This window comes from Mycolicibacterium neoaurum ATCC 25795 (assembly GCF_000691525.1).
Classification (GTDB): domain Bacteria; phylum Actinomycetota; class Actinomycetes; order Mycobacteriales; family Mycobacteriaceae; genus Mycobacterium; species Mycobacterium neoaurum.
Genome location: NZ_JMDW01000008.1, coordinates 710,689 through 734,529, shown reverse-complemented (window position 1 = coordinate 734,529; position 23,841 = coordinate 710,689). Strand labels below are relative to the sequence as shown.

21 protein-coding genes are annotated in these 23,841 nt (G+C 69.2%); 7 read left to right on the top strand and 14 right to left on the bottom strand.

The features are described from left to right. Nucleotides 1-36: 36 nt before the first annotated feature. On the bottom strand, nucleotides 37-1,452 hold the full coding sequence (locus tag IC40_RS0110940; RefSeq protein WP_030134751.1) for an NAD(P)H-quinone dehydrogenase: 1,416 nt from the start codon (nucleotides 1,450-1,452) through the stop codon (nucleotides 37-39). Nucleotides 1,453-1,551: 99 nt separating this feature from the next. On the opposite strand from IC40_RS0110940, the gene IC40_RS0110935 reads away from it, so the two are divergent. Next, a complete protein-coding gene (locus IC40_RS0110935) occupies nucleotides 1,552-2,019 on the top strand; it encodes a gamma-glutamylcyclotransferase family protein (protein WP_030134750.1) in 468 nt (155 codons plus the stop codon). Nucleotides 2,020-2,095: 76 nt separating this feature from the next. Here IC40_RS0110935 and IC40_RS0110930 read toward each other — a convergent pair whose 3' ends face one another. Further along, complete coding sequence (locus IC40_RS0110930) at nucleotides 2,096-3,265, bottom strand: amidohydrolase (protein WP_030134749.1); 1,170 nt, start codon at nucleotides 3,263-3,265, stop codon at nucleotides 2,096-2,098. Further along, the gene (locus tag IC40_RS0110925) at nucleotides 3,262-4,449 is read right to left on the bottom strand and encodes a M20 family metallopeptidase (protein ID WP_030134748.1); all 1,188 of its coding nucleotides are present in this window, start codon (nucleotides 4,447-4,449) and stop codon (nucleotides 3,262-3,264) included. The genes IC40_RS0110930 and IC40_RS0110925 overlap by 4 nt, the downstream gene beginning before the upstream one ends. A gap of 18 nt (nucleotides 4,450-4,467) precedes the next feature. Between IC40_RS0110925 and IC40_RS0110920 the strand changes: the two genes are divergently transcribed. Continuing rightward, a complete protein-coding gene (locus tag IC40_RS0110920) occupies nucleotides 4,468-5,262 on the top strand; it encodes a purine-nucleoside phosphorylase (RefSeq protein ID WP_030134747.1) in 795 nt (264 codons plus the stop codon). 16 nt (nucleotides 5,263-5,278) lie between these two features. On the opposite strand, the gene IC40_RS0110915 is transcribed toward IC40_RS0110920, so the two are convergent. Next, nucleotides 5,279-5,824, bottom strand: coding sequence for a TetR/AcrR family transcriptional regulator (locus IC40_RS0110915; protein WP_030134746.1), 546 nt, complete (start codon nucleotides 5,822-5,824; stop codon nucleotides 5,279-5,281). 97 nt (nucleotides 5,825-5,921) lie between these two features. Between IC40_RS0110915 and IC40_RS0110910 the strand changes: the two genes are divergently transcribed. After that, the gene (locus IC40_RS0110910) at nucleotides 5,922-7,055 is read left to right on the top strand and encodes an FAD-dependent oxidoreductase (protein ID WP_030134745.1); all 1,134 of its coding nucleotides are present in this window, start codon (nucleotides 5,922-5,924) and stop codon (nucleotides 7,053-7,055) included. Here the strand turns inward: IC40_RS0110910 and IC40_RS0110905 are convergent. After that, complete coding sequence (locus IC40_RS0110905; RefSeq protein WP_234411666.1) at nucleotides 7,052-8,137, bottom strand: AbrB family protein; 1,086 nt, start codon at nucleotides 8,135-8,137, stop codon at nucleotides 7,052-7,054. The two genes, IC40_RS0110910 and IC40_RS0110905, sit on opposite strands and share 4 nt — an antisense overlap. Nucleotides 8,138-8,229: 92 nt before the next feature. Here IC40_RS0110905 and IC40_RS0110900 point away from each other — a divergent pair, with 92 nt between their 5' ends. Continuing rightward, on the top strand, nucleotides 8,230-8,679 hold the full coding sequence (locus IC40_RS0110900; RefSeq protein ID WP_019510095.1) for a MarR family winged helix-turn-helix transcriptional regulator: 450 nt from the start codon (nucleotides 8,230-8,232) through the stop codon (nucleotides 8,677-8,679). Further along, nucleotides 8,676-10,274, top strand: a complete 1,599-nt coding sequence (locus tag IC40_RS0110895) for a phospho-sugar mutase (RefSeq protein WP_030134743.1) — start codon at nucleotides 8,676-8,678, stop codon at nucleotides 10,272-10,274. Before IC40_RS0110900 ends, IC40_RS0110895 begins: the two co-directional genes overlap by 4 nt. Here IC40_RS0110895 and IC40_RS0110890 read toward each other — a convergent pair. The 8 genes from IC40_RS0110890 to IC40_RS0110855 all read right to left on the bottom strand — a co-directional run bounded on the left by IC40_RS0110890 (nucleotide 10,271) and on the right by IC40_RS0110855 (nucleotide 20,222). Next, nucleotides 10,271-11,155 carry a DMT family transporter gene (locus IC40_RS0110890; protein WP_036469702.1) on the bottom strand — a complete coding sequence of 295 codons (885 nt, stop codon included), beginning with the start codon at nucleotides 11,153-11,155 and terminating at the stop codon, nucleotides 10,271-10,273. The two genes, IC40_RS0110895 and IC40_RS0110890, sit on opposite strands and share 4 nt — an antisense overlap. Before the next feature lie 20 nt (nucleotides 11,156-11,175). After that, nucleotides 11,176-12,333, bottom strand: a complete 1,158-nt coding sequence (locus tag IC40_RS0110885) for an acyl-CoA dehydrogenase family protein (protein WP_030134741.1) — start codon at nucleotides 12,331-12,333, stop codon at nucleotides 11,176-11,178. A gap of 45 nt (nucleotides 12,334-12,378) precedes the next feature. After that, the gene (locus tag IC40_RS0110880; protein ID WP_030134740.1) at nucleotides 12,379-13,785 is read right to left on the bottom strand and encodes an aldehyde dehydrogenase family protein; all 1,407 of its coding nucleotides are present in this window, start codon (nucleotides 13,783-13,785) and stop codon (nucleotides 12,379-12,381) included. Continuing rightward, nucleotides 13,782-15,398 carry a thiamine pyrophosphate-binding protein gene (locus IC40_RS0110875; RefSeq protein ID WP_030134739.1) on the bottom strand — a complete coding sequence of 539 codons (1,617 nt, stop codon included), beginning with the start codon at nucleotides 15,396-15,398 and terminating at the stop codon, nucleotides 13,782-13,784. The genes IC40_RS0110880 and IC40_RS0110875 overlap by 4 nt, the downstream gene beginning before the upstream one ends. Beyond that, nucleotides 15,395-16,207 (bottom strand): SDR family oxidoreductase, encoded by an 813-nt coding sequence (locus IC40_RS0110870; protein ID WP_234411667.1) that lies wholly within the window; start codon nucleotides 16,205-16,207, stop codon nucleotides 15,395-15,397. The genes IC40_RS0110875 and IC40_RS0110870 overlap by 4 nt, the downstream gene beginning before the upstream one ends. Then, nucleotides 16,188-18,275, bottom strand: a complete 2,088-nt coding sequence (locus IC40_RS0110865; RefSeq protein WP_030134737.1) for an acetate--CoA ligase family protein — start codon at nucleotides 18,273-18,275, stop codon at nucleotides 16,188-16,190. Before IC40_RS0110865 ends, IC40_RS0110870 begins: the two co-directional genes overlap by 20 nt. 32 nt (nucleotides 18,276-18,307) lie before the next feature. Then, on the bottom strand, nucleotides 18,308-19,525 hold the full coding sequence (locus IC40_RS0110860) for a Glu/Leu/Phe/Val dehydrogenase dimerization domain-containing protein (RefSeq protein ID WP_030134736.1): 1,218 nt from the start codon (nucleotides 19,523-19,525) through the stop codon (nucleotides 18,308-18,310). Between the two features lie 85 nt (nucleotides 19,526-19,610). Continuing rightward, the gene (locus IC40_RS0110855; RefSeq protein WP_030134735.1) at nucleotides 19,611-20,222 is read right to left on the bottom strand and encodes a TetR/AcrR family transcriptional regulator; all 612 of its coding nucleotides are present in this window, start codon (nucleotides 20,220-20,222) and stop codon (nucleotides 19,611-19,613) included. A gap of 220 nt (nucleotides 20,223-20,442) precedes the next feature. Between IC40_RS0110855 and IC40_RS0110850 the strand changes: the two genes are divergently transcribed. Both IC40_RS0110850 and IC40_RS0110845 read left to right on the top strand, forming a co-directional pair. Beyond that, nucleotides 20,443-21,948, top strand: coding sequence for an amino acid permease (locus IC40_RS0110850; RefSeq protein ID WP_234411670.1), 1,506 nt, complete (start codon nucleotides 20,443-20,445; stop codon nucleotides 21,946-21,948). Then, nucleotides 21,941-23,188 carry an NAD(P)/FAD-dependent oxidoreductase gene (locus tag IC40_RS0110845; RefSeq protein WP_267880952.1) on the top strand — a complete coding sequence of 416 codons (1,248 nt, stop codon included), beginning with the start codon at nucleotides 21,941-21,943 and terminating at the stop codon, nucleotides 23,186-23,188. Before IC40_RS0110850 ends, IC40_RS0110845 begins: the two co-directional genes overlap by 8 nt. 4 nt (nucleotides 23,189-23,192) lie before the next feature. Here the strand turns inward: IC40_RS0110845 and upp are convergent, their stop codons facing one another. After that, nucleotides 23,193-23,825, bottom strand: a complete 633-nt coding sequence (gene upp / locus IC40_RS0110840; protein ID WP_030134732.1) for a uracil phosphoribosyltransferase — start codon at nucleotides 23,823-23,825, stop codon at nucleotides 23,193-23,195. Between the last annotated feature and the right edge of the window lie 16 nt (nucleotides 23,826-23,841).

Below are 23,841 nucleotides of genomic sequence, written 5' to 3'. Positions count from 1 at the left end.
GGGCCGGTGTGGGCCGTCGAGACGAGGAACTGACCTTTAGTCGAGATCGTCGTGGGCCATCAGCCGGCGTGCCGCCTCGACGATCGAGCCCGACAGCGACGGATACACCGACAGGGTTTGTGCGAGGTCGGTGACGGTGAGGTTGTTCTGTACCGCAAGCGCGATCGGCAGGATCAGCTCGGAGGCGATCGGCGCGACCACCACACCGCCGATCACCACACCGGTCGCGGGCCGGCAGAAGATCTTGACGAAACCGCGGCGCAGCAGCGACATCTTGGCCCGCGCATTGGTGGTCAGCGGCAGCATGAGCGTGCGCGCGGGCACCTCCCCGCTGTCGATCTTGGTCTGCGGGACGCCGACCGCCGCGATCTCCGGGCGGGTGAACACCGCGGCGGCCACGGTGCGCAGCCGGATCGGGTTCACCCCCTCTCCGAGTGCGTGGTACATCGCGATGCGGCCCTGCATGGCGGCCACCGAGGCCAGCGGCAACAGGCCCGTGCAGTCACCGGCGGCGTAGATACCCGGTGCGGTGGTGCGCGAGACCCGGTCGACCTTGAGGTAGTTGCCGGGACCCAGCTCGATGCCGACCCGCTCCAGGCCGAGGCCGCTGGTGTTGGGCACCGAGCCGACCGTCATCAGCGCGTGACTGCCCTCGACGGTGCGCCCGTCGGCCATCGCAACCTTGATACCGGTGTCGGTGCGGGTCACCGAGTCGGCGCGGGCGTTCTTCACCAGCTGGACACCGCGTTCGGCGAAGGCCTCCTCCAGCACCGCGGCCGCGTCGGAGTCCTCGTGGGGCAGGATCTGATCGCGGCTGGCCACCACCGTCACCTTGACGCCGAGCTCGGTGTAGGCGCTGCAGAATTCGGCGCCGGTGACCCCTGAGCCGACGATCACCAGGTGCTCGGGAAGCTCGGTCAGGTCGTAGAGCTGGCGCCAGTTCAGGATGCGTTCGCCGTCGGGCCGGGCATTGGGCAGCACCCGCGGGGTTGCGCCGGTGGCGATCAGCACCACATCGGCCTTGAGCACCCCGGTCTTGCCGTCGCGCGTGGTGACCTTCACCCGATGGTGGGCCATCCCGGGGACATCGTCGACCAGCTCGCCGCGGCCCTGGACGACGGTGACGCCGTTGCTGAGCAACTGCGAACCGATATCCGCCGACTGCGAGCGGGCGAGCGTCTTGACCCGGTTGTGGATCTGGCCCAGCGAGATCTTCGCGTCGTCGATGGCGATGTCGAACCCGAGGCCGTTGGCGCGCCGCAGCTCGGTACGCACGCCGGTCGAGGCGATGAACGTCTTGGAGGGCACGCAGTCGAACAGCACACACGCCCCACCCACGCCGTCACTGTCGACGACGGTGACCTGGGCGGCCTCCGGGCCGCGCGCCGCCGCCACCAGGGCAGCTTCGTAGCCGGCCGGTCCACCGCCGATGATCACGATCCTGGTAGGCACGGTCATAACCTAGTCAATCCCGCGCGGGCGCGCTGCCGAGCCCGGCCTTATCCCCGGGTCGCTTCGCTCCTGCCCACCGGACCGCTTAAGGTTGGCCCCGTGCCGCTCTACGCCGCTTACGGATCGAACATGCATCCGGAACAGATGCTGCAGCGCGCGCCGCATTCGCCGATGGCCGGTACCGGCTGGTTGCACGGCTGGCGCCTGACCTTCGGCGGCGAGGATTACAGCTGGGAAGGGTCGCTGGCGACCCTGGTCGAGGACCCCGAGTCCAAGGTGTTCGTCGTGCTCTACGACGTGACCGCGGAGGACGAGGCCAACCTGGATCAGTGGGAAGGCTCCGAGCTCGGCTTCCACAAGAAGATCCGGTGCCGGGTGCAACGGCTGTCCTCCGACACCAGCACCGATCCGGTCCTGGCCTGGCTCTATGTGGTGGACGCCTGGGAGGGCGGACTGCCCTCGGCCCGCTATCTCGGGGTGATGGCCGATGCCGCCGAGATCGCCGGGGCCCCGGCCGATTACGTCCACGACATCCGGACCCGCCCGGCCCGCAACGTCGGCCCCTGACTCGTCTGCAATGTTCCGCTGACAGCGTTGTCATGGATATATATCCGCGACAACGCTGTCAGCGGAACATTGCGATCTAGACGAGGCCGGACTGCTCCACCAGATTGACCATTGTGCGCACCCCGACCGCGAGCGCACGCTCGTCCAGGTCGAAGGTCGGCTGGTGCAGGTCCAGCTGCGGGCCCTGACCCGACCACACACCCAGTCGCGCCATCGCCCCCGGCACCTCTTCCAGGTACCAGGAGAAGTCCTCGCCACCACCGGACTGGTGGGTGTCGGCCAGCGCGTCGGGCCCCAGCGCCTCGATGGCGTGGGTGAAGATCCGGGTGGCCACCTCCTCGTTGACCACCGGCGGCACGCCGCGGCGATAGTTCACGCTGTGCTCCACGGCCAGCGGCGCGAGTAGGGACGAAACAATCTCGCGGACAAGCGATTCCAGGGTGAGCCAGGTGTCCCGGCTGGCGGTGCGCACGGTGCCCGCCAAGGTGCCGGTCTGCGGGATCGCATTGGCCGCGACACCGGCGTTGACCGCACCCCACACCATCACGGTGCTCTTGCGCGGGTCGATTCGCCGCGACAGCACACCGGGCACCCCGGTGATCAACGTGCCCAGGGCGTACACCAGGTCCCCGGTCAGATGCGGGCGCGAGGTGTGCCCGCCCGGCGAGTGCAGGGTGATCTCGATGGAGTCCGCCGCAGACGTGATCGGCCCCAGACGCACCGCGACCTTGCCGACCTCCAGGCGCGGATCGCAATGCAACGCGAAGATCCGAGCCACCCCGGCGACGGCGCCGGCGGCCACCGCGTCGATCGCCCCACCGGGCATCAGCTCCTCGGCGGGCTGGAAGATCAGCCGCACCCCGACCGGCAGTTCGGGTGCCGACGCCATCGCCAGACCCGCACCGAGCAGCACACTGGTGTGCGCGTCGTGCCCACAGGCGTGCGCGACCCCCGGCACGATCGAGCTGAACGGAAGGCCCGTCCGTTCGGCCATCGGCAGCGCATCCATGTCGGCGCGCAGGGCCACCCGCGGGCGATCCTCGGGGCCGAAATCACAGGTCAGCCCGGTGCCACCGGGGAGCACCTTCGGGTTCAGCCCGGCGTCGGCCAGTCTTGTGGCGACGAATTCGGTGGTCGCGAACTCCTGGCGCCCCAACTCGGGGTTGGTGTGGATATGGCGCCGCCACGCGACGAGGTCGTCATGGTGCGCTGCCAGCCAGGCCTCGGTGTGCGCGCGCAGGGTCATGCGTTCTCCTGCCGCTCGGCTAGCGCGGCGAGCACCCTGCCCCGTTCGTCGGCATTCTCGGCCAAGGCGACGACGGTGCGCGCCAGCATGATCGCTCCTTCCACGACGGCTTTGTCCGCGCTCGGCCCGACGGCCGCGGCGGTGAAGCCGGGCTGGTGCAGCGATGCGCCTCCGGCGTCGATACCGACCACGGGATGGATACCGGGCAAGCGCTGGGTCACGTTACCCATGTCGGTGCTGCCCAGCGGGAACGCCGCCTCCAGCTCGACCGGCAGCGGATGCCGCCCCACGCGCAGCAGTTCGGACCGGAACACCTCGGCGAGGAACCGGTCGGGCACCAGCGCGTCGTACGGCGGGGCCGTCTCGCGGATCTCGTGGGTCGCACCGGTGGCGACCGCGCCCGCAGCGAAGCAGCCGGCCATCCGCTCCTCCAGCGCCTTCAGTGAGGTCATGTCGGTGGCCCGCATGGTGTAGCGCAACTCGGCATGACCGGGAATGACGTTGGCGGCCTGCCCACCGTCGGTGACGATGCCGTGCATCATCTGTCCCGGCATCAGCTGCTGGCGCAACAGCCCTATGGCCACCTGTGCCACGGTGACCGCGTCGGCCGCATTGATCCCGAGGTACGGCGCGACTGCGGCGTGCGATTCTCGGCCCGTGTAGCCGACGGCGACCTCGGACAGTGCCAGCGAGCGCGCCGCAGCGATATCGGCGGGCCCGGGATGCAGCATCACCGACGCGGCAATGTCATCGAACGTTCCGGCATTGAGCAACAACACTTTTCCGCCACCGGCCTCCTCGGCCGGGGTGCCGATCAGCACCACGGTCAGGCCCAGCTCGTCGGCCACCTCGGCAAGCGCCAGAGCGGTGCCGACGGCGGAGGCGGCGATGATGTTGTGCCCGCACGCGTGCCCGATCTCGGGAAGCGCGTCGTACTCGGCACAGATTCCGATGACCAGATCCCCGCTGCCGTATTCGGCGCGGAACGCGGTGTCCAGTCCGCCGGGTCCATCCACGATGTCGAAACCGCGCTCGGCGACCAGCGCGCGTGTCTTGGCACAGCTGCGGTGCTCGGCGAAGGCCAGTTCGGGCTCGGCGTGGATATCGTGGGACAGCGCGATCAGGTCGCCGCTGCGACGCTTGACGGCGTCTTCGACGCTCGACGACGCGGTGACCGTGGACATCCTGGCAGTATCTCACTCGTGTCTGATGCTCAGTCGGCCGCCGACGCCGCCGCCCAGGCGATCGGTGAGCGCACCGGCGTGTCCGCCCATGATGTCGCCGTCGTCCTCGGGTCGGGCTGGGCGCCGGCGCTGACCGCGCTCGGTGAACCGACCGCGTCGCTGCCGATGGCCGACCTGCCGGGTTTCACCCCACCCACTGCGGCCGGGCACAGCGGTCAGGTGCACTCGCTGCGCATCGGTGGGCACCGGGTTCTGGTGCTGGTGGGGCGGATTCACGCCTACGAGGGACACGACCTGCGCCATGTCGTGCACCCTGTGCGCACGGCATGCGCGGCCGGAGTGGGCACGGTCATCCTGACCAACGCCGCCGGCGGGCTGCGCGCCGACATGTCCGTCGGGCAACCGGTGCTGATATCCGACCACCTGAACCTGACGGCGCGATCGCCGCTGGTGGGTGCGCAGTTCGTCGATCTGGTGGACGCCTACTCCCCCACGCTGCGTGCGGTGGCACGCGATATCGATCCTGACCTGGCCGAGGGCGTGTACGCCGGCCTGCCCGGCCCGCACTACGAGACGCCGGCGGAGATCCGGATGCTGCGCACGATCGGTGCCGACCTGGTCGGCATGTCGACCGTGCACGAGACCATCGCTGCCAGGGCGGCAGGCGCCGCGGTCCTGGGCATCTCCCTGGTGACCAATCTGGCTGCCGGGATGACCGGACAGCCGCTGAACCACGAAGAGGTGCTGGAGGCGGGCCGGCAGTCGGCGACCCGGATGGGTGCGCTGCTGGCGGCGGTCATCGAACGGATCTGAACCGACGCGACCGAGCTCAGCCCACCAGGTAGCGCTGCAGCGTCGGTCCGATCCAGGCCACCACGTCCTCGTTGGTCATCTGCTGTAGCGGCGGGAACCCGAGGACGTACCGGCACAACGCCATCCCTAGCACCTGGGTGGCGGCAAGGCCGGCGCGCACCGGCGCCTGCGCCGGATCGTCGATGACCTTGCCAATCACCGGCGCCAGCTGCGCCGCGAAGATCGTCCGCATCCGTTCGGCGACCGCCTCGTTGGTGACGCCGGCGCGCAGCAGGATGAGCAACGCCTCGTCGCGTTCCCACCGCTCGATGAAATGGGCCGCCAGCGCCCCGCCGATCTCGGCGATCGGGATGCCGGCCAGATCCGGCAGTTCCAGATCGAACTCGGCGGCGGCTGCGAAGAGGTTCTCCTTGGTGCCGTAATAGCGCATGACCATCGATGGGTCGATGCCTGCGTCGGCCGCGATGGCCCGGATGGTGCCGCGTTCGTAGCCCTCGGCGGCAAAGCGTTCCCTGGCCGCGGCCAAGATCACCGACTTGGTCTCGGATGCCGATCGCCTCATGTCAACGACTGTAGGCCAACGGGTGTTGACATGACCGCGGCAGGCGCGAATAGTTTGTCAACAACTGTTGGCCAACACTTGTTGACAAGGGGTTCTGATGATCGATGTCCTGATAGCCGGCGCGGGACCGGTCGGGTTGACCGCCGCGATCGTGCTCACCCAGCGGGGCCGCCACGTCCAGGTGATCGACGACCAGGCAGCGGGCGCCAACACCTCCCGGGCCGCGGTGGTTCACGCTCACACCTTGGAACTACTCGCCCCCTACGGGGCGTCTCCCGACCTGGTGGCCCGGGGCGTCCCCGTACCGGCGTTCAGCATCCGCGATCGGGACACCACACTCTTGAAGGTGCCGTTCGGCGGTCTTCCGACCGCATATCCGTACACGTTGATGATCCCCCAGGCCGATACCGAGGCGCTGCTACTCCGGCGGTTGGAACACCTCGGCGGACACGTGCTGCGGCCGGTCACCCTGACCGATGCCACTCAGCATCACGACGGCATCGCCGCCGTGTGCGCCGATGGCCGGAAGATCGATGCCCGCTATCTTCTCGGCGCCGACGGTCTGCACAGCACGGTGCGCCGGACTGCCGGCATCGACTTCACCGGAGGCACCTATGCCGACGCGTTCGTCCTGGCCGACGTCCGCCTGTCCGGGGGACTGGGCGCCGAGGAGGTCATTCTCTACTTCTCACCGGCCGGCCTGGTGGTCGTGGCACCGCTGCCCCAGGGGCGGCACCGCATCGTGGCCACCGTCGACGAGGCACCCGCCGAACCCGACGCCGCCTTCGTCCAACGCCTCCTGGACGAGCGGGGACCGCAGGCGCAGCCAGCCGTCGTCGAGCAGATCGTCTGGAGTTCGCGTTTCCGCGTGCATCACCGGATCGCCGATACGTTCCGCAGTGACCGGATGCTGTTGGCAGGCGATGCCGCCCACGTGCATTCGCCGGCCGGCGGCCAGGGGATGAATCTGGGTATCGAGGACGCGGTCGCCGCCGGCGAGGCGCTCGACCGGGTGCTGGACGGGGCACCGGAGAGCCTGCTCGATGCGTATGCCACCGAGCGCAAGCGCACCGCCGAAGGCGTCATCGCGCTGGCGGGCAGGCTCACCGATCTGGCGACGCTGCCACCCGGGCGACGCCGGCTCCGCAACACCGCGCTGCGGATGGCCGGCACGCTGCCAGCCGTTCGGCGGGCCGCGGCGTACCGGCTCTCGGGTGTGGACCGGCGCTAGCGGTGCGCCACGGCCCGCCGCCTGCTCAGCGCGGCCATCCCCTTGGCCAGGAACGGCGCGGCGAACAGCATCAGCAGGATCCGCACCACCTGGGCCGCGACGATGAAGGTGACATTGGACCCGGTGTCGACGGCGGTGGCCAGGACCGCGTACACCCCACCGGGGCTGGTCGCCAGGTATCCCTCCAGCAGGCTCAGACCGGTGAAGTGGGCCAGCAGCACGCCAAGGCCCGCGGTGGCGACGGTCAGCAGCACGATCAATGCCAGCGCGGCGGGCAGCGCACGGCCCACCGAACGCAGGGACTCGCGGGTGAACGCCAGCCCGGCCTGCCACCCGATCAGCAGGTAGCCGAGTTGGACGAGCACGACGGGAACGGTCAGGCCGAACGAGTACCCGCTGAGCTCGAGTCCGACGGTCAGCGCCAGCGGTCCGAGCAGGCCCGCGCCAGGCAGCCGGATCAACCTACCGGCCAGCGCACCGACGATGATCAGCGCCGCCATGATCGCGACGCTGAGATACCAAGGCGCCGCGTTGGTTTCGCCGATCGGAGACACGCCCGGATGCGACTTGTCGGCGTGGAAGATCAACGTCACCACCAGCGGCATGGACGCGGTCACCACCCCGACCCGCAGATACTGCACCACCGAGACGACGCGTTCGTCACCGCCGAGCTCCCTGGCGATGGCGACCAGGCCGGAGGCTCCGCCGGCCGTCAGGGCCAGCGACCCCGTCAGCGGGCTGATATCGCGGCGCAGCCCCAACAACGCCCCGGCCAGCACGCTCAGGGCCAGCGTCGCGACCACGATCGCCAGGACGACCGGCCAGTCCGGACCCAGGGCGGCCGCGGCGTCCGGGGAGACCATCGTCCCGATGTAGACACCAAGGACACCCTGGGCGGCCATGCCCGCCCGACGCGGTATGCCGGCGGGAGCGAATGACGTCAACGCCAAACCGATACCGACGACCAGTGCGGCGAACAGCGCCGCCGACGGGACGCCGAGGGCGGTGAATCCCCCGGTCACACCGACGCTGACCACCGCCAGCACCAGCCACTTCGCCGTCGAACGCAGCGCCTCAGCCAATCCTCCACCTCCTCATATAACAAGTATGAACTTGCTAATTGAAGATCGCAAACAGCGTATAGATCCAAAATTAATCAGGTATAACTTGGTTTATGAGTGCGTCTGACGGTACCGCCGCGACGGAGCTACGCGAGTCGGTGATGGCCGTGGCCCGCCAATTGCGTCGCCATCGCCCCGACCATGGCCTCACCCTGAGCCAGATGCAGGTGCTGGCCGAGGTGACCCGCACCGGGGCGGCCACCCCCGCCGAGCTCGCCGCCCGAATGCACGTGCGGGTGCAGTCGCTGACCGACAGCATCAACGGACTCGTCACCGCGGGCCTTGCCTCGCGCCGGACCGACGATGGCGATCGCAGACGGCAACTGGTGGAGCTGACTGAGGCCGGAGCACGGCTGCTGGCCACCGATCGCGCCGAACGCGATGCCTGGTTGCACCGCTCGATGCGGGAGAACCTGACCGATCTGGAGTTCGACCTGCTGATGCTGGTGGCCCCGGTACTGCGCAAGCTGGCCGATGCCGAACCGGGCACAATCGGGGCATGACACAGCCGCAGGACTGGATCACCCACGACCCGGATCCGGTCACCGCAGCCGAGCTGTCCGCCTGCGATGATGCAGAGCTCGCCCGCCGGTTCGCCCACCCGCTGACCTTCGGCACCGCGGGCCTGCGCGGGCCGGTGCGGGGCGGTCCGGATGCCATGAACCTGGCGGTCGTGCTGCGCACCACGTGGGCGTTGGCGCAGGTGCTCAAGGATCACCCCGCGAAAGCGGATATTGCCTCCGGTTTGGGCGGATCACCGGTCGTCGTGGGCCGCGACGCCCGGCACGGCTCCGAGCAGTTCGCCATCGCCGCAGCCGAAGTTCTTGCCGCCGAGGGCTTCTCGGTCACCCATCTGTACACACCGGCACCGACACCGGTGGTGGCGTTCGCGGTCCGCAGGCTCGGCGCGGCCGCCGGGGTGCAGATCACCGCATCGCACAACCCGGCCGCCGACAACGGCTACAAGGTGTACGGCGACGGCGGGATGCAGATCATCTCGCCCACCGATCGCGAGATCGAGTCCACCGTCGCCCGCGCCCCGCATGCCGACGAGATACCCCGTACTCCGGTGCAGCCCGCCGGCGCCGACCTCATCACCGCCTACCTCGAGCAGGCCGCGAAGGTGCGTCGCACGACCGGCTCGGTCCGCGTGGCGTTGACCCCGCTGCACGGCGTGGGTGGTGAATTCGCGCTGGACGCACTGGCATTGGCGGGTATCGACGATGTGCACATCGTGGCGTCGCAGTTCGCGCCGGATCCGGACTTCCCCACCGTCGCCTTCCCCAATCCCGAGGAGCCCGGCGCCACCGATCGCCTGTTGGCGCTCGCCGCCGACGTGGAGGCCGATATCGCGATCGCGCTGGACCCCGATGCGGATCGGTGTGCCGTCGGCATCCCGACCCCCAGCGGTTGGCGCATGCTCAGTGGTGACGAAACCGGTTGGCTACTGGGCGATTATCTTCTCTCTCGGCATTCCGCACCGGACCAGGCGCTGGTCGCCAGCACCGTGGTGTCTTCACGCATGCTCGCGGCCATCGCCGAGGGTTACGGTGCCCGGCACGCCGAGACGCTGACCGGGTTCAAATGGCTGGCGCGGGCAGGCACCGGACTGATCTACGCCTACGAAGAGGCCATCGGGCACTGCGTGGACCCGGACACCGTGCGGGACAAGGACGGAATCAGCGCCGCGGTGCTGGCGTGTGACCTGGTGACCGCCCTGCGGGCACAGGGGCGTACCCCACACGACGCGCTCGACGACCTTGCCCGGCGCTACGGTGTGCACCTGACGCTGGCCGTCTCCCGGCGCGTCGATGATGCCGATGCCGCAATGGCCCGGCTGCGGGCCGATCCGCCCGTCGAGTTCGCGGCCGTGCCGGTCACCGTCGAGGATCTGGACCTGCGCCGCGGCCAGCAGCGCACCGACGCGTTGATCTTCACCGGCGACGGGGTGCGCGTGGTGGTGCGACCATCGGGCACCGAGCCGAAGCTGAAGTCCTATATCGAGATCCGCCGGCCGCGTACCGAGGATCTGGCCGCGGCGCGGTCGGAGGCTGCGGATCTGGGTGCTGCGGTGCGCTCGGTCGTCGAGCGGTTCTAGTCAGCGCGGGTCACCCTGGGCAGTGCCGCGCACGCCACGAGCACGATGCCCACGCCGGCCCACTGCGGCAGGGTCAACCGCTCACCGAGCAGGGCCGCCGCCAGCAGGATGGCGATCACCGGCTCGAGCAGACCCAGCAGACTGACCGGCACCGAGCCGAGACGGCGGACCGCATACAACGCGCCCCCGATCCCGATCGGTATGAGGATCAGGCCCTGGGAGATCACCGCGGCCCAGCCGCCTGCGCCTATCGCGAAGTCGGCATGGGTCACCGCGGCCACCACCCCGACCGACACCGCCGAGCCGAGTGTCACCAGAGCCGTCGCGGTCACCGCATCGACGCGATGCACCCATCGCTCCCCGCAGACGAAGTAGCCGGCGTATCCGGCGGCGCTGATCACCGCCAGCCCGACCCCCACCGGTTCCGCGACGCCGGCCGCCGTGCCGGCGACCAGCGCGATACCGACGCAGAGCACCGCACACACGGTGACGACCGCGCGGGAGACCGGCCGGCGGGTCTGCCACCACACCAGGGCGATCACGAACACCGGATACACGTGGATGACGATGACCGCCAGCTGCGCACCGGTCCGTTCGATGGCGGCGAAGTACGCCAGGATCTGTGCGCCGAACAATGGCCCGCAGACCGCGAACAGCCCGAGCGCCGGACCGCGGGGCAATGCCCGCAACCGGTGGGTCAGCGCGCAGAAGGCCAGCAGCGCCGCGGCACCGACGAATCCCCGCAACGTGACGAGCACGCTGGGGGATACGCCGTCGCCGAAGGCCATGATCGCGACGATCGGGGTGATGCCGTAGCACAGCGCCGAGGCGATCCCGGCTCCCCAGGCAGACCCCGCGGACCGGGCCGCGATGGTGGGCACCGGATGAGAGGTGCCCGCGCTCAAAGGTGACGTGAGATGACGAGCCGCATGATGTCGGAAGTGCCCTCTTCGATCTCCTCGAGCTTGGCATCGCGCATCCACTGTTCGACGGGGTACTCCCGGGAGTAACCCCACCCGCCGAGCGTCTGCACCGCGGCATGGGTGACGAACATGGCCGTTTCGGACGCCGTCAGCTTCGCGATCGCCGCGAGCCGGGTTGCCGGAGCGCCGGAGTCCAGTGCGCGTGCGGCCGAGAGCACCGCCAACCGCGACGTCTCGATGCGCGAGGCCATCTCGGCCAGCCGGAACGCGACCGCCTGATGTTCGATGATGGGCTTACCGAACTGGCGGCGGGTGCGCGCGTAGTCCAGCGCGTACTCGTAGGCCGCCCTTGACGCGCCGACAGCGGCGGCACCGAGCACGGTGCGCGAGATGTCGAACGTCTCCATCAGACCGTAGAAACCCTGGCCCTCGTCACCCAGCCGGTTCTCCTCGGGCACGAAGACGTTGTCGAAGAACAACTCCCGGCAGACGATCGCGCGCTGTCCCATCTTGCGCATCGGCTCGCCCCAACTGAACCCGGGCGCGTCCTTGGTCAGCAGGAAGGCGGTCACACCGCGGGAGCGTTCGTTGCGGTCGGTCTTGGCGAACACCACGTAGTAATCGGCGGCACCGGCGTTGGAGATCCAAGCCTTCTGTCCGTTGATGTGATATCCGCCGTCGGTGCGGGTCGCGGTGGTGATGATGGACGCGGCGTCGGAGCCGGATTCCGGTTCGGTGGTCGCCAGCGCGGTCATCACCGGGGTCGTGCCGGTCAGGGGCCGCAGCCACTTCTGCTTCTGCTCCTCGGTGCCCAGCGCCATCAGCGGGTCCGAGAAGAATCCGTTGGAGCACACCAGGTTTCCGATACCCGGATCACCCCAGCACAGCTCCTCCTGCACCAGGCACTGGGTGAAGACGTCGGTGAAACCACCACCGCCGTACTGTTCGGCGATCATGAAGTCGGTGATGCCGACCGCGGCAGCCTTGGCGAAGATGTCGACCGGGGTGTGCACATCGGCCTCGTCGACCTCGCGGCCGCGTGGCCGGATCTCCTTCTCGGCGAAGTCGCGGCAGAGTTTGACGATCTCGCGCTGCTCGTCGGTGAGCGGCCAGGGCTCGAACGTGTTGTTGGACATGATGTTCCTTTCGTCGAAGAAATGGGATGCCTGTACAAGCAGCGGTCAGCGTTGAACCGCGGTGTACTCGATGAATTCGTCGATGCCGAGTCGGCCGAGTTCACGGCCCAGCCCGGACTCCTTCCAGCCGCCGAACGGCGCGAGCGGGTTGAAGTCCGCTCCGTTGATGTCCACCTGACCGGTATCGAGGCGGGCCGCCAGTGCCATGGCCCGGTCCTCGTCACCGGACCAGACCGCTCCGGCGAGCCCGTACCGGCTGTCGTTGGCGGCCTCGACGGCGTCGTCGTCACCGTCGTGCGGCAGGACCACCAGCACCGGACCGAAGACCTCGTCGCGCGCGATGGGATCGTTGCGGTCGACATCGCCGAGCACGATCGGCCGGATGTAGTGGCCGCGATCGGCAAGGCGGCCGGTGTGCCCGGCGATCCGCTGCGCGCCACGGGCGCATGCGTCGTCGACCATGGTGGCGACCGTCTGGCGCTGACGCGCCGAGATCAGCGGCCCCAGTTGTGTTCCCGTGGCCCGTGGATCGCCGACGACCAGCGCCTCGGCCCGCGCGGCCGCGATGGCAACGGCCTGTGCGTACTGCCTACGAGGTACCAGCAGCCGGGTCCAGGCGCTGCACGTCTGCCCGCTGTTGAAGGTGGCCGCGTCCACGGTGGCGGTGACGGCCGCCTCCAGATCGGCGTCCTCGCAGACGATGCTGGCCGATTTGCCGCCCAGCTCCAGGCACGCACGCGCGATACGCCGACCGGCGGTCTCGGCGACGCTCCGGCCCACGGCGGTCGACCCGGTGAACGACACCACGTCGATCAGCGGGTGTGCGACGATCGCGCCACCGACCACGGTGCCCGCGCCGGGGACCAGGTTGAGCACCCCGTCGGGGACCCCCGCGGCGGTCGCGGCCGCGCAGAACAGGTAGGTGCTCAAGGGTGTCAGTTCGGCGGGCTTGATCACCGTCGTGCATCCCGCGGCCAGTGCGGCGCCGACCTTGGCCGCCAACTGGTACAGCGGATAGTTCCATGGGGTGATGCAGCCGACGACGCCGGCCGGCCTGCGCAGGATCGTCGAGTTACCGATCCGGGTCGTGGCAGGCTGCTCGCGGATCAGGTTCTCGAACCCGGCGATGATCTCGATCGCCAGGTCGACATGGGCCGCCTCGGCGACCGCCAGCGGGGCACCCACCTCGGCGACGGTGGCGTCGACCAGGGTGTCCCGGACGGCCACCAGTTCACGGCGCAACGCCGCCAGCATGTCGGCGCGAGCCCCATGCGAGGTCGTGCCCCACTGCCGGGCACGTCGGTGGGCGGCCTCGGCGGCGGCATCGACATCGGCCACGGTACCCACCGCCGCCGAACCGATGACCTCTTCGGTCGCCGGGTCACACACCGGCCGGGTGTCGCGACGCTGCCACCGACCGTCGATGAGCACCGCATCGTAGAAATAGTTCATGCGACGGGCGCTCCGACCCGCACGTGGATAACGGTGGGCCGGTCCCGGTGCAGCGCCTCGGTGACGGCCGCGGTCAGTCCGGACACCGAGTCCAGGGTGTGTCCATGACAACCGAGTGCCCTTGCCAGCGCGGCGAAGTCGGGGCTGTCGATGTCCACGGCGTGCGCGGTGTCGCCACGGTCGATCATCTCGTCGCGGATCTCGCCGTAGCCACCGTTGTCGGCGATCACGATCGGCAGAGACAGACCGGCCTGCGCGGCGGCAGCGAGTTCGGCGATGGTGAACATGACGCCACCATCGCCGAGCAGTGCGACCACCTGACGTTGCGGGGCGCCGATTTTCGCCCCGATGGCCGCGGGCAGCCCGTAACCCAGGGTGCCGAGGCCGGTCGGGTAGAGGAACGACCGCGGTTGCTGCAGGGCGATGTTGGACAGCGCGCCGTAGTAGCACACCATGGCGCTGTCCCCGGCGATCACCGCGGTGTCGTCCAGCGCCGCCGACAATGCCTGGCACAGCTCCAGATAGGCCGCCCCCTCGCGGCGTGCGTCGGCCGCCAACAGCTCCCGCCAGTGCGCGGCGCGGTCCCGGCCATCGCCGCGGTCCGGCATGTCCGTCAGCCCATCGACCACGTGGCGCAGCGTCTCTGCCGCATCGCCGACCAGCGCGGCGGCCGGGACGATATTGGTCATCACCGCGGTGGGATCGATATCCACCCGGATCACGGTGCTGTCCGCGGCGATCGGCCCCCACCACCAATCCGAGGGCGCCAGCTCGGTGCCGACCGCCAGGATCACATCGGCATCGGCCACCAACGCGCTGACCGTCGGATGTTGGACGCCGGCACCCAGCGCGAGCGGATGCGATTCGGGCAGCACACCTTTGCCGTTGGTGGTGGTGATGACCGGGGCCGCCAGCCGGGTGGCGATCTCGGCGACCTCCTCGTATGCCGCACTGGCACCGCCACCGACGATCAGCAACGGACGGGCCGAACCGGAGAGCAGGTCGACGGCCGCCCGGATGGATTCCGCTGCCGGGCGCACCGGGAGCGCGGGAATCGACACCGGTGCGCTGTCACCGGCATCGGCATCCAGCAGATCCAGCGGGATCTCCAGGTACGCCGGCCGGGGACGGCCGGCGGTCATCGCGGCGAAGCACTGGGCGACGGCCAGCGGAATCTCCGCCGCGCTGGTCGCCCGTTGGGCGTGGCCGACGACGGCGGCCATCGCCTGGAACTGATCCCTGACTTCGTGCAGATAGCCGTTGCCCAGCCCCGGATGTCCGACGGGCAGCCCGGGAGCGATGAACAGTACCGGTATGGAGTCCGAATAAGCCTGTGCCGCAGCGGCTGCGGCGTTGAGGATGGCCGGACCGGTGGTCGTGATGACGACACCGGGTCGTCCGGTGACCCGGGCGTAGCCGTCGGCAGCGTAACCCGCACCCTGTTCGTGGCGGGGCAGGACATGGGTGATGCCACTGCCGTGCAAGCCGGCGTAGATGGGCAGGTTGTGCGTTCCGGGGATGCCGAAGACGGTGTCGACGCCGTGGTGGCGCAGCGCCGCGACGAGCGCGGTTCCCCCGCTGCGTGGGGTGTCGGATGTGTGGTCGGTGCTCATGCGTCCTTCTCCGGGTCGGTGTAGATGGACTTGCCCAGCCACTGGCCGCCGTCGACGACCAGGACTTCGCCGGTGACGTAGTCGGCGCGCCGGCTGAGCAGGAATGCCGCGGACTCGGCGATCTCCTCGGGTGCGGCGAACCGGGCGGCCGGCACGCTGTCCAGCACGTGGGCGCGGGCTTTGTCGGTGGGCCACAGGGCCGCCCCGGCACCGGCGGTCTCGGTGGGTCCGGGGGCAATGCAGTTGATCCGCACGCCGCGAGCGGCCCATTCGACGGCCAGGGTGCGGCTCATGGCCACCACGCCGGCCTTGGCGGCGGCGCTGTGCACGGTGCCGGGATGGCCGTGCCAGGCGTAGGTGGCGATGACGTTGAGGATGGAGCCCGATCCGGCGGCCAACATGTGGGTGGCAGCGGCCCGGGTGCAGTGGAACGTTCCGTTGAGCACGATGTCGATCACGGCCTTGAAACCGCCGGGTGACAACACTTCACCAGGTACGACGAAGTTACCTGCGGCGTTGTTGACCAAGGCATCCAGTCTGCCGGTGCGTGCCACGAGGGCGTCGACGGTATCGGTGACCGCGGCGTGGTCGCGAACATCGCAGGAGTCCAACGCGATACCGGTGCCGCCGGCCTGTTCCACGAGGGCGACCGTCTCGGCGAGTGCCTCCCCACGGCGGCCGAGGACGGCCACCGTCCCGCCCGCGGCGCCCCAGCGCACCGCGATGGCCCGGCCGATGCCGGATCCCCCGCCGGTCACCAGCGCGACCCGCCCGCTGAATTCGGTGCGGCTATCGATCAGGGTGTTCACAGACAAGTTCCTTTTCGTCGGAGGTGGTCGAGATGACGAGGGCATCGACGGCGAGCGCGCCGGTGGGAGCCACCCGAACAGGATTGATCTCGATTTCGGTGATATCGCCACGGACAGCGGCCAACTCGGAGACGGCGACCACCACGTCGGCCAGTGCCGCCGTGTCGACGGCGGGTTTGCCGCGCCAGCCGTCGAGCAGAGCCGCACACTGCAGCCTGCGCAACATGTCGTGCGCGGTGGCCATGTCGACCGGGGCCAGCTCAAGGGCGACATCTCGGTACAGCTCGGCTTCGGTGCCGCCTGCGCCGACGACCACGACGGCACCGAGGTCCGGGTCGCGGCGCGCGCCGACCAGCACCTCGACCACATCGGGTCGGGTGTCGAGTTCCTCGATCACGTAGTCACCGGCACCGAGCCGGCCCGCCATCTCCGCGAAGGCGTCGGCGAGTTGTTGTGGTGTCGCCAGACCGACTCGCACGCCACCCATTTCGCTCTTGTGTTCCAGCCAGCCCGCCTTGAGCACGTACGGCGCGCTCAGCCGGACGCAGGCAGCGGGCAGATCGTCGGCCGACCGCACGATCTCGGCGGCCGGGAATGCGATGCCTGCGGCGGTGAGCAGATCGCGTGCGCCGGGGTAACCGGCGTGCAGGTCCGCGGCGGCGGCACTCGGCGTGACCGTGGGCAGCGGGCGGGGTTTGCGGTGCAATCGCCGGGCGTGGCTCAACGCCCGCAGCGCCGTGTCGATACCCGCGTAGACCGGGACACCGTGTTCGGACAACGCATCGACGGCCGCGGTATCGGTGGACATGCTGTGCACCACAAGGGGTTTACCGCTGCGCTTGGCAATATCGCCGAGACGCGCGCAGACCTGCAGCTCGCGGTCGACCAGGGACGCCGCATCAGCACCGTAGGTGCCGAAGTAGCCGGTGAGCACCACCGCATCGATATCGGGCGAACCCAGCAACAATTCGGTGACCTCGGCGTAGGAGAACAGGTCCTGCTCGCCGGCACCGGCCAGGTCGACGGGGTTGCTCACCGCCGCCCCGGCCGGCAGGCGGCGGCCGAGCTCGTCCTGCAGATCGGTGGCGAGTTCGGGGATCTCGAGCTGCACGGCGGCCGCCACATCGGCGGCGATCCCGGTCTGACCGCCGCTGTCACCGACGATGGCGACCCGGTTGCCCTCCGGCAGCATGCCACTGAGCAGCACCCTGGCCACGTCGATCAGCTCGGTGGGGGTGCCGACGCGCACCGCGGCGGCGGCCCGCGCGGCCGCGTCGACGATATCGGTGCCCGAGGTCAGTGACCCGGTGTGCGAGCGCGCCAGCCGGCTGCTGGCGGCGCTGGCTCCGACGGTCAGCAGGAGTACGTACTTGCCGGACTCCCGCAGCGCGGCGAGCGCCGCCACGATATCCCGCCCGCCGGCGAAGCTCTCCAGGTACAGCGCCACGACCCGGGTGGTGTCGTCCTGCACGAGGTCGGTCAGGACATCCACGGCACGCACATCGGACTGGTTACCGATCGAGTAGAAGCGCGAAATGCCAAGGCCGGCACGGGCCGCCAGAATCGCGATCTCGGAGCCGAGCTGCCCGCTCTGGGACACCACGGCGATCGCACCCGGGGCGAAGTCACCCCATGCGAGGTGCAGATCGGTGCCGGCGTCATAGAGGCCGAGACTGTTCATCCCGATCAGCCGCGCACCCGCGGCGCGTACCCGCCCCGCCAGCGTGGCCTCGTCGGGCACCCCTGCGGTGATGCCGAGGAATCCCCGGACACCCAGCGCCAACCCCTCGTCGACGATCGCGCCGACGTGCGCGGCGGGCACACACAGCGCCACCAGTTCGGGCACGGCGGGCAGATCACCAAGGCTCGCATGGGTTTCGGTGTCCAGCACCGGCCGACCGGATGCGTTGACCAGATAGACATCGCGGCGGTGCGCCCCGCGCAGGGCGCCGCGGGCCAGCCAGTGTCCCCACTTGGCCGGATCGGCGCTGGCGCCCACGACCGCGACCGAGGCCGGGTCGTGAAAGACGGTCAACCCGCTGCCGGGCCGTGGACTGTCCTCGGTCATGACGTGTGCTCCTGGGTTTCGGCGGGATGCGGTCAGGACGGGTACTGGCTGGTGAGTTTTTCCAGTCGCTGCGTTGCCAGCTCGTAGGCTGCGGCGCGGGCACTGACGCCGCGCTCTCGCGACAGCGCGAACATCTCCGCGCTCAGCTCACGCATGCGGCGCGAGATCTTGTCGAAGGACTGCGTCGCGGTGCCGTCGATATCACCGAAGAGCACCCACCACCACCAGGCATTGGTCGCCGAGTTGGCGACGAAGTCGGGGACCACGACAATGCCGCGCGCGGTCATCTCCGCCTCGGCATCGGGCAGGACCGGCATGTTGGCCGCTTCCACCACGAGTGCGGACCCGACCTGGGACTGGTTGTCGGCGTTGATGCAGTACGACGTCGCGGCGGGCACCAGCACATCGGCGGGCACCGCCAGCCACTGGTCGCCGGCCAGCTCGGTGTCCTCGGCGCGCAGTTGCTCGCGGTCCACCGCTCCGCTCGGGGTGCGGGTCAGCAGCAGGCGCTCCACGTCCAGGCCCGCCGGATTGGCCACCACACCGTGCACGTCGGCGATGCCGACGACCCGGACCCCGGCGCGGTGGAGATAGCGCGCCGTCGCCCCGCCCATGGAACCGAATCCCTGGACGAACACGCTCGCGCCGTCGGGTTCGAGTCCGCGCTCGGCCATGGCGGCCAGCGCCGCTTCGGCCACCCCGTAGCCACCGACCAGCTCGTCGAGCTTGACACCGTCGACATCGGTGCCGAAGGCGGTCCGCATGCGTTCTGTGGCCGCGTCCTTGTCCTCGAGCAGGCGGTAGGCCGCATCCACCGAGCTGTTCAGTCCCAGCTGCGCGATGCATTTGTCGACGGTCTCCTGGCGTACGCCGAGGTCTTCGCCCATCGTCCAACGCTGTTCGATGAGCGGCTTCATGGCTTCCAGGTAGCGAAAGAGCACTGCATCGGCTTCGGGATCGGCGGAGTCGAAGTCGATGCCGCCCTTGGCTCCGCCGAGGGGGACGTAGTGCGCGCCGTCCTCGTAGTGGATGGCCTCCTTGAGCGTCATGCCGCGGGCCAGACCGCGCACCTCGTCGAGGGTGCAGCCCTTACGCATGCGCAGACCGCCGCTGCTGACACCGCGGACCAACCGGTCGAGCACCAGGTATCCGCGCGCACCGGTCTGCGGATCGGTCCAGGTGGCCTCGAAGACCGCTGCGTCGTCCTCGGAATCGTTGGCGCCGAGGGCGTTGGGCAGCGACAGGGACATGACAACCTCCACGATTTTCTGACTGACTGAGCAGTCAGTATGCAGAGTGCGGCAGATCACGTCAAGGCCGTGATTGCGGCGCGGGTCAGCTGCCCGAGACCGAGGTACCCAGCTCCATGTCGATGGCCGCGTCCATCCAACGATGGATCTCATCGGCCGAGATCGCCCCGTCAAGGGCGACGGCCTGCACGGCCAGCCCGTCGAGCAGTGAGGTCAGCCGCCAAGCGGCGCCCTGCACATCCGGGGTGTGGAACTCGCCGGCACCGACCCCCTCGGCGACGATCTGGGCGACCGTCTGTCGCCAGCGGATGTCCAGGCCCTGGATCACCTTGCGCAGGTCGGGATCCCGCAGACCGGCCGACCACGACTCGATCCACAGCCGCCACCCGGTCGCGGTGCCCGTCGGGCCGTATTCGCGCAACACCTCCCGCAACCGGATGCTGTGCGGTTTGCCATCGACGACGGTCAGTGCCTTCTGCAGATTGGCCAGATCACGCTCGGCGGCCGCAGCGAAGGCGCGTTCGACCAGGTTCTCCAGGTTCTCGAAGTGGTAGAAGATCAGGCCGGTACTCACGCCGAGCTGCTTGGCGATATCGGCGGCGCGCAATCGGCCCACCCCATGCTCGGTGATGAGGTCGACCGTCGCCGTGACGATGTCGTCATAACGACCCGGCGCCTGTCGCTGCCCTCGGCTCATTGCCGCACCGTACCGCCTCGAGTGCGGCCCATCGCAGCTGGTTTCGGGCGCGTGCCGTCCGCCTCGGACACCGACGGCACGCAGGCTTTTCTCGTCACAGGGTTGACAGAGTGTGATGCAGCCCTCAATCTACGTATCACTGACTGTTCGAATAGTCAGTCAATCGTGGTTCTCACACAGACCGCCATCGGCGGCCTACGTACCCTGAGGAGTGCCCAACGTGCCGACAACGCCACCGCTGGACTCTGGCGAGTCCGCCAGGCGCCGCGCCGCCGAAGAATGGCTGGAGCTGCACACCGCCGACCACCCCGCCGAGACCCCCGGCGAACAGCTCAAGCGGGTCCTGAAGAGTCGACACCTGTTCATGATCACGCTGGCCGGCGTCATCGGCACCGGACTGTTCCTCGGCACCGGCCAGGTGATCGGCAGCGCGGGCCCGGGCAGCACGCTCATCGCCTACTGCGTCGGCGGCCTGCTGCTGTACCTGACCATGATCTGTCTGGGTGAGCTGTCGGCGGTGATGCCGGTGTCCGGGTCGTTCCAGGCCCACGCCACCCGATTCATCAGCCCCGAAGCAGGATTCGCCATCGGCTGGATCTACTGGGTCAGCTGGGCCAGCTTCATCGGACTGGAATTCCTGGCAGCCGGGATCGCGATGAAGTTCTGGTTCCCCGACGTACCGACCTGGATCTTCTCGGCCATCTTCATCGTGGCGCTGTTCCTGGTGAACTGTTTCACGGCCCGCTCGTTCGCCGAGACGGAGTACGCACTGGCGGCGATCAAGGTTCTCGCCGTCGGCGCCTTCATCGTCCTCGGCGGCCTGGCCGTGTTCGGCGTCATCCCCCTGCAGGGCCAGCCCGCTCCCCTGCTGTCCAACTTCACCGATCACGGCGGCCTCTTCCCCACCGGCCTCGGCGCCGTCCTCGCCGTGATGATGACCGTCGTCTACACCTTCATGGGTTCAGAGGTGATGGGCGTCGCCGCCGGCGAGACCGAGAATCCACGCAAGGCCGTGCCCCGCGCGGTGCGCACCATCGTGTTCCGACTGGTGTTCCTCTACCTGGGCGCCATCCTGGTGCTGACCGCCCTCATCCCGTGGAATCAGCTCGGGCTCGACGAAAGTCCCTTCGTCACCGTCTTCTCCGCCATGGGTATCCCCTATGCCGCCAGCCTGATGAACTTCGTCGTACTCGTGGCGATCCTGTCCGTCGGCAACACCGGCCTGTACATGTGCACCCGCATCCTGTGGTCGATGTCCAAGGAACAGGCCGCGCCGAAGATGTTCGGCGTCACCACGTCTCGGGGCATCCCGATCGTCGCACTGGTGGTGACCGTGGCGTTCGGCCTGCTCTCGCTGCTGTCGAGCGTGGTTGCCGCCGACACCCTGTTCGTGTTCCTGATCTCGGTCAGCGGCGTGGGCGGCGCACTGACCTGGATGACGATCGCCTGGGCGCAGATGCGGTTCCGCCGCCGCTACATCGCAGCGGGTAACAGCGTCGAACACCTTCCGTACGCGGCACCGTTCTTCCCGGCGGCGCCGATCCTGGTCATCGTCATGAACATCGCGGTTTTCATCGCGATGGCCTTCGATGGCACCCAACGGCTTTCACTGATCCTCGGCCTTGGCATGGCACCGGCCTGCTATGCCATCTATCGCTGGTTCCTGCGGCCGCGCATCCAGGCCCGCATCGCCGCCGACACCATGGGGCATCCGGCCGGTGAGTGAGTCCGATATCGCCGACGTCGCCGTCGTCGGCGCCGGGATGGTCGGCCTGTCGACGGCCTGGTTCCTGCAGACCCACGGGGTGCGGGTGACGGTGTTCGACGAGGCGACCGCGGGATCGGGAGCGTCGTGGGGTAACGCCGGATGGGTGGCGCCCAGCCTGAGCACACCGCTGACCGATCCGGCGATGCTGGTGCACGGGTTGCGTGGACTGCTGCGGCCGAACTCACCGCTGTTCATCCCGCCACGGGTCGACCCGGGTCTGTGGAGATTCCTGCTGAGGTTCGCCCGCCACAGCACACCGGCTCGGTGGCGGGCCGGTCTGCGCAGTCTGCTGGGAGTCAATGCGCTGGCGCTACCGGCCTTCGACGCGCTGGCCGCCGGAGGGGTCGACGGGCCGATCGCCGAGGCCGATCCGTTGGTCTACGCCTACGCCGACCCGTCGGGTGCCGCCGCGATGGTTGCCGAGGCACAGCGGCTCACCGAGTTGGGTCAACGCGTCGACGTCGAACCACTGGCGCTCGACCAGGCCCGCCGGCTCGCGCCGATCCTGTCCGATCGGGTCCGCTCGACCTTGTCGCTGCACGGACAGCGCTTCCTCGATCCACCTCGATACACTGCCGCCCTTGCCGATTCGGTCGTCCGACGCGGCGGGGTACTGCGCGAACGCTGGCCGGTGCGCGAGGTCGCGGCCGAGGGCAACGGCGTCCGTGTACACGGTCGACGGCACTCCGAACGGTTCGACGCCGTGGTGATCGCCAACGGTGTCGCCCTGCCTGCCCTCGCCCGGCGGCACGGGGTACGCACCCCGATCCGTGCGGCCCGCGGTTACAGCTTCTCGGTGGCCGTCGACGAATTACCTTCCGGCCCGGTCTATTTCCCGGCATGTTCGGTGGTCGCCACGCCGATCGGCGAACGGCTGCGACTGGCCGGGACCATGGAGTTCCGAGCGCACCGGGCGCCGCTGGACCAGCGGCGCATCACGGCCATCATCGAATCGGTGCGTCCGCTGCTGCGTGGCGTGCACCTGGATCGACGCACCGAGGCGTGGGTGGGTTCGCGCCCGTCGACCTCCGACGGCCTGCCCCTGGCGGGGCGCACCCGCACACCAGGGGTGTTCGTGGCAGGCGGTCACGCCATGGAAGGGATGACGCTGGGCCCCGTCACCGGCCGATTGCTGGCCGAGGCCATCGTCACCGGTGTGACACCGGCGGCACTTGCCGGATTCGACCCGCTGCGCTGAAGATTCAGCGCGGACCGAACTGCCGGTCACCGGCGTCGCCCAATCCCGGGACGATATAAGCGATCTCGTTCAGACCGTCGTCCACGGCCGCGGTGATCAGACGGATACCTGGCGCGGCCTCTTCCAGTGCCGCGATGCCTTCGGGCGCGCACACCACACAGATGGCGGTGATGTCGTCGGCATTGCGGTCACGCAACAGACCCAGGGTGTGGGCCATCGATCCGCCGGTGGCCAGCATCGGGTCGAGCACGAAAACCGAACGGCCGCGCAGATCGTCGGGCAGCGACGCCAGATACGGGGTGGGCTGGTGGGTCTGCTCGTTGCGGGCGATCCCGACGAACCCGACTTGGGCCTCCGGGATCAGCGCATGCGCCTGATCGACCATGCCCAGCCCGGCCCGCAGCACCGGCACCAGCAGCGGCGGGTTGGCCAACCGGGTGCCGGCCGTCTCGGTCAACGGGGTGCGCACCGGGATCGACTCGGTCGCCGCCTCGCGGGTGGCCTCATAGACCAGCATCAGGGTCAGGTCCCGCAGCGCCGCCCGGAAGGCGGCGTTGTCGGTGCGCTCATCGCGCAGGGCGGTCAGCCGGGCGGCAGCCAACGGGTGATCGACGATCTGGACGTTGAGGTGACCCATGGGCACAGAGACTAGT

Bases quoted from the DNA above. Each gene is read 5' to 3' on its own strand.
- IC40_RS0110930 (WP_030134749.1), bottom strand. From the start codon at position 3,265: ATGACCCTGCGCGCGCACACCGAGGCCTGGCTGGCAGCGCACCATGAC.
- IC40_RS0110925 (WP_030134748.1), bottom strand. From the start codon at position 4,449: ATGTCCACGGTCACCGCGTCGTCGAGCGTCGAAGACGCCGTCAAGCGT.
- IC40_RS0110915 (WP_030134746.1), bottom strand. From the start codon at position 5,824: ATGAGGCGATCGGCATCCGAGACCAAGTCGGTGATCTTGGCCGCGGCC.
- IC40_RS0110910 (WP_030134745.1), top strand. From the start codon at position 5,922: ATGATCGATGTCCTGATAGCCGGCGCGGGACCGGTCGGGTTGACCGCC.
- IC40_RS0110900 (WP_019510095.1), top strand. From the start codon at position 8,230: ATGAGTGCGTCTGACGGTACCGCCGCGACGGAGCTACGCGAGTCGGTG.
- IC40_RS0110895 (WP_030134743.1), top strand. From the start codon at position 8,676: ATGACACAGCCGCAGGACTGGATCACCCACGACCCGGATCCGGTCACC.
- IC40_RS0110885 (WP_030134741.1), bottom strand. From the start codon at position 12,333: ATGTCCAACAACACGTTCGAGCCCTGGCCGCTCACCGACGAGCAGCGC.
- IC40_RS0110880 (WP_030134740.1), bottom strand. From the start codon at position 13,785: ATGAACTATTTCTACGATGCGGTGCTCATCGACGGTCGGTGGCAGCGT.
- IC40_RS0110875 (WP_030134739.1), bottom strand. From the start codon at position 15,398: ATGAGCACCGACCACACATCCGACACCCCACGCAGCGGGGGAACCGCG.
- IC40_RS0110865 (WP_030134737.1), bottom strand. From the start codon at position 18,275: ATGACCGAGGACAGTCCACGGCCCGGCAGCGGGTTGACCGTCTTTCAC.
- IC40_RS0110860 (WP_030134736.1), bottom strand. From the start codon at position 19,525: ATGTCCCTGTCGCTGCCCAACGCCCTCGGCGCCAACGATTCCGAGGAC.
- IC40_RS0110855 (WP_030134735.1), bottom strand. From the start codon at position 20,222: ATGAGCCGAGGGCAGCGACAGGCGCCGGGTCGTTATGACGACATCGTC.
- upp (WP_030134732.1), bottom strand. From the start codon at position 23,825: ATGGGTCACCTCAACGTCCAGATCGTCGATCACCCGTTGGCTGCCGCC.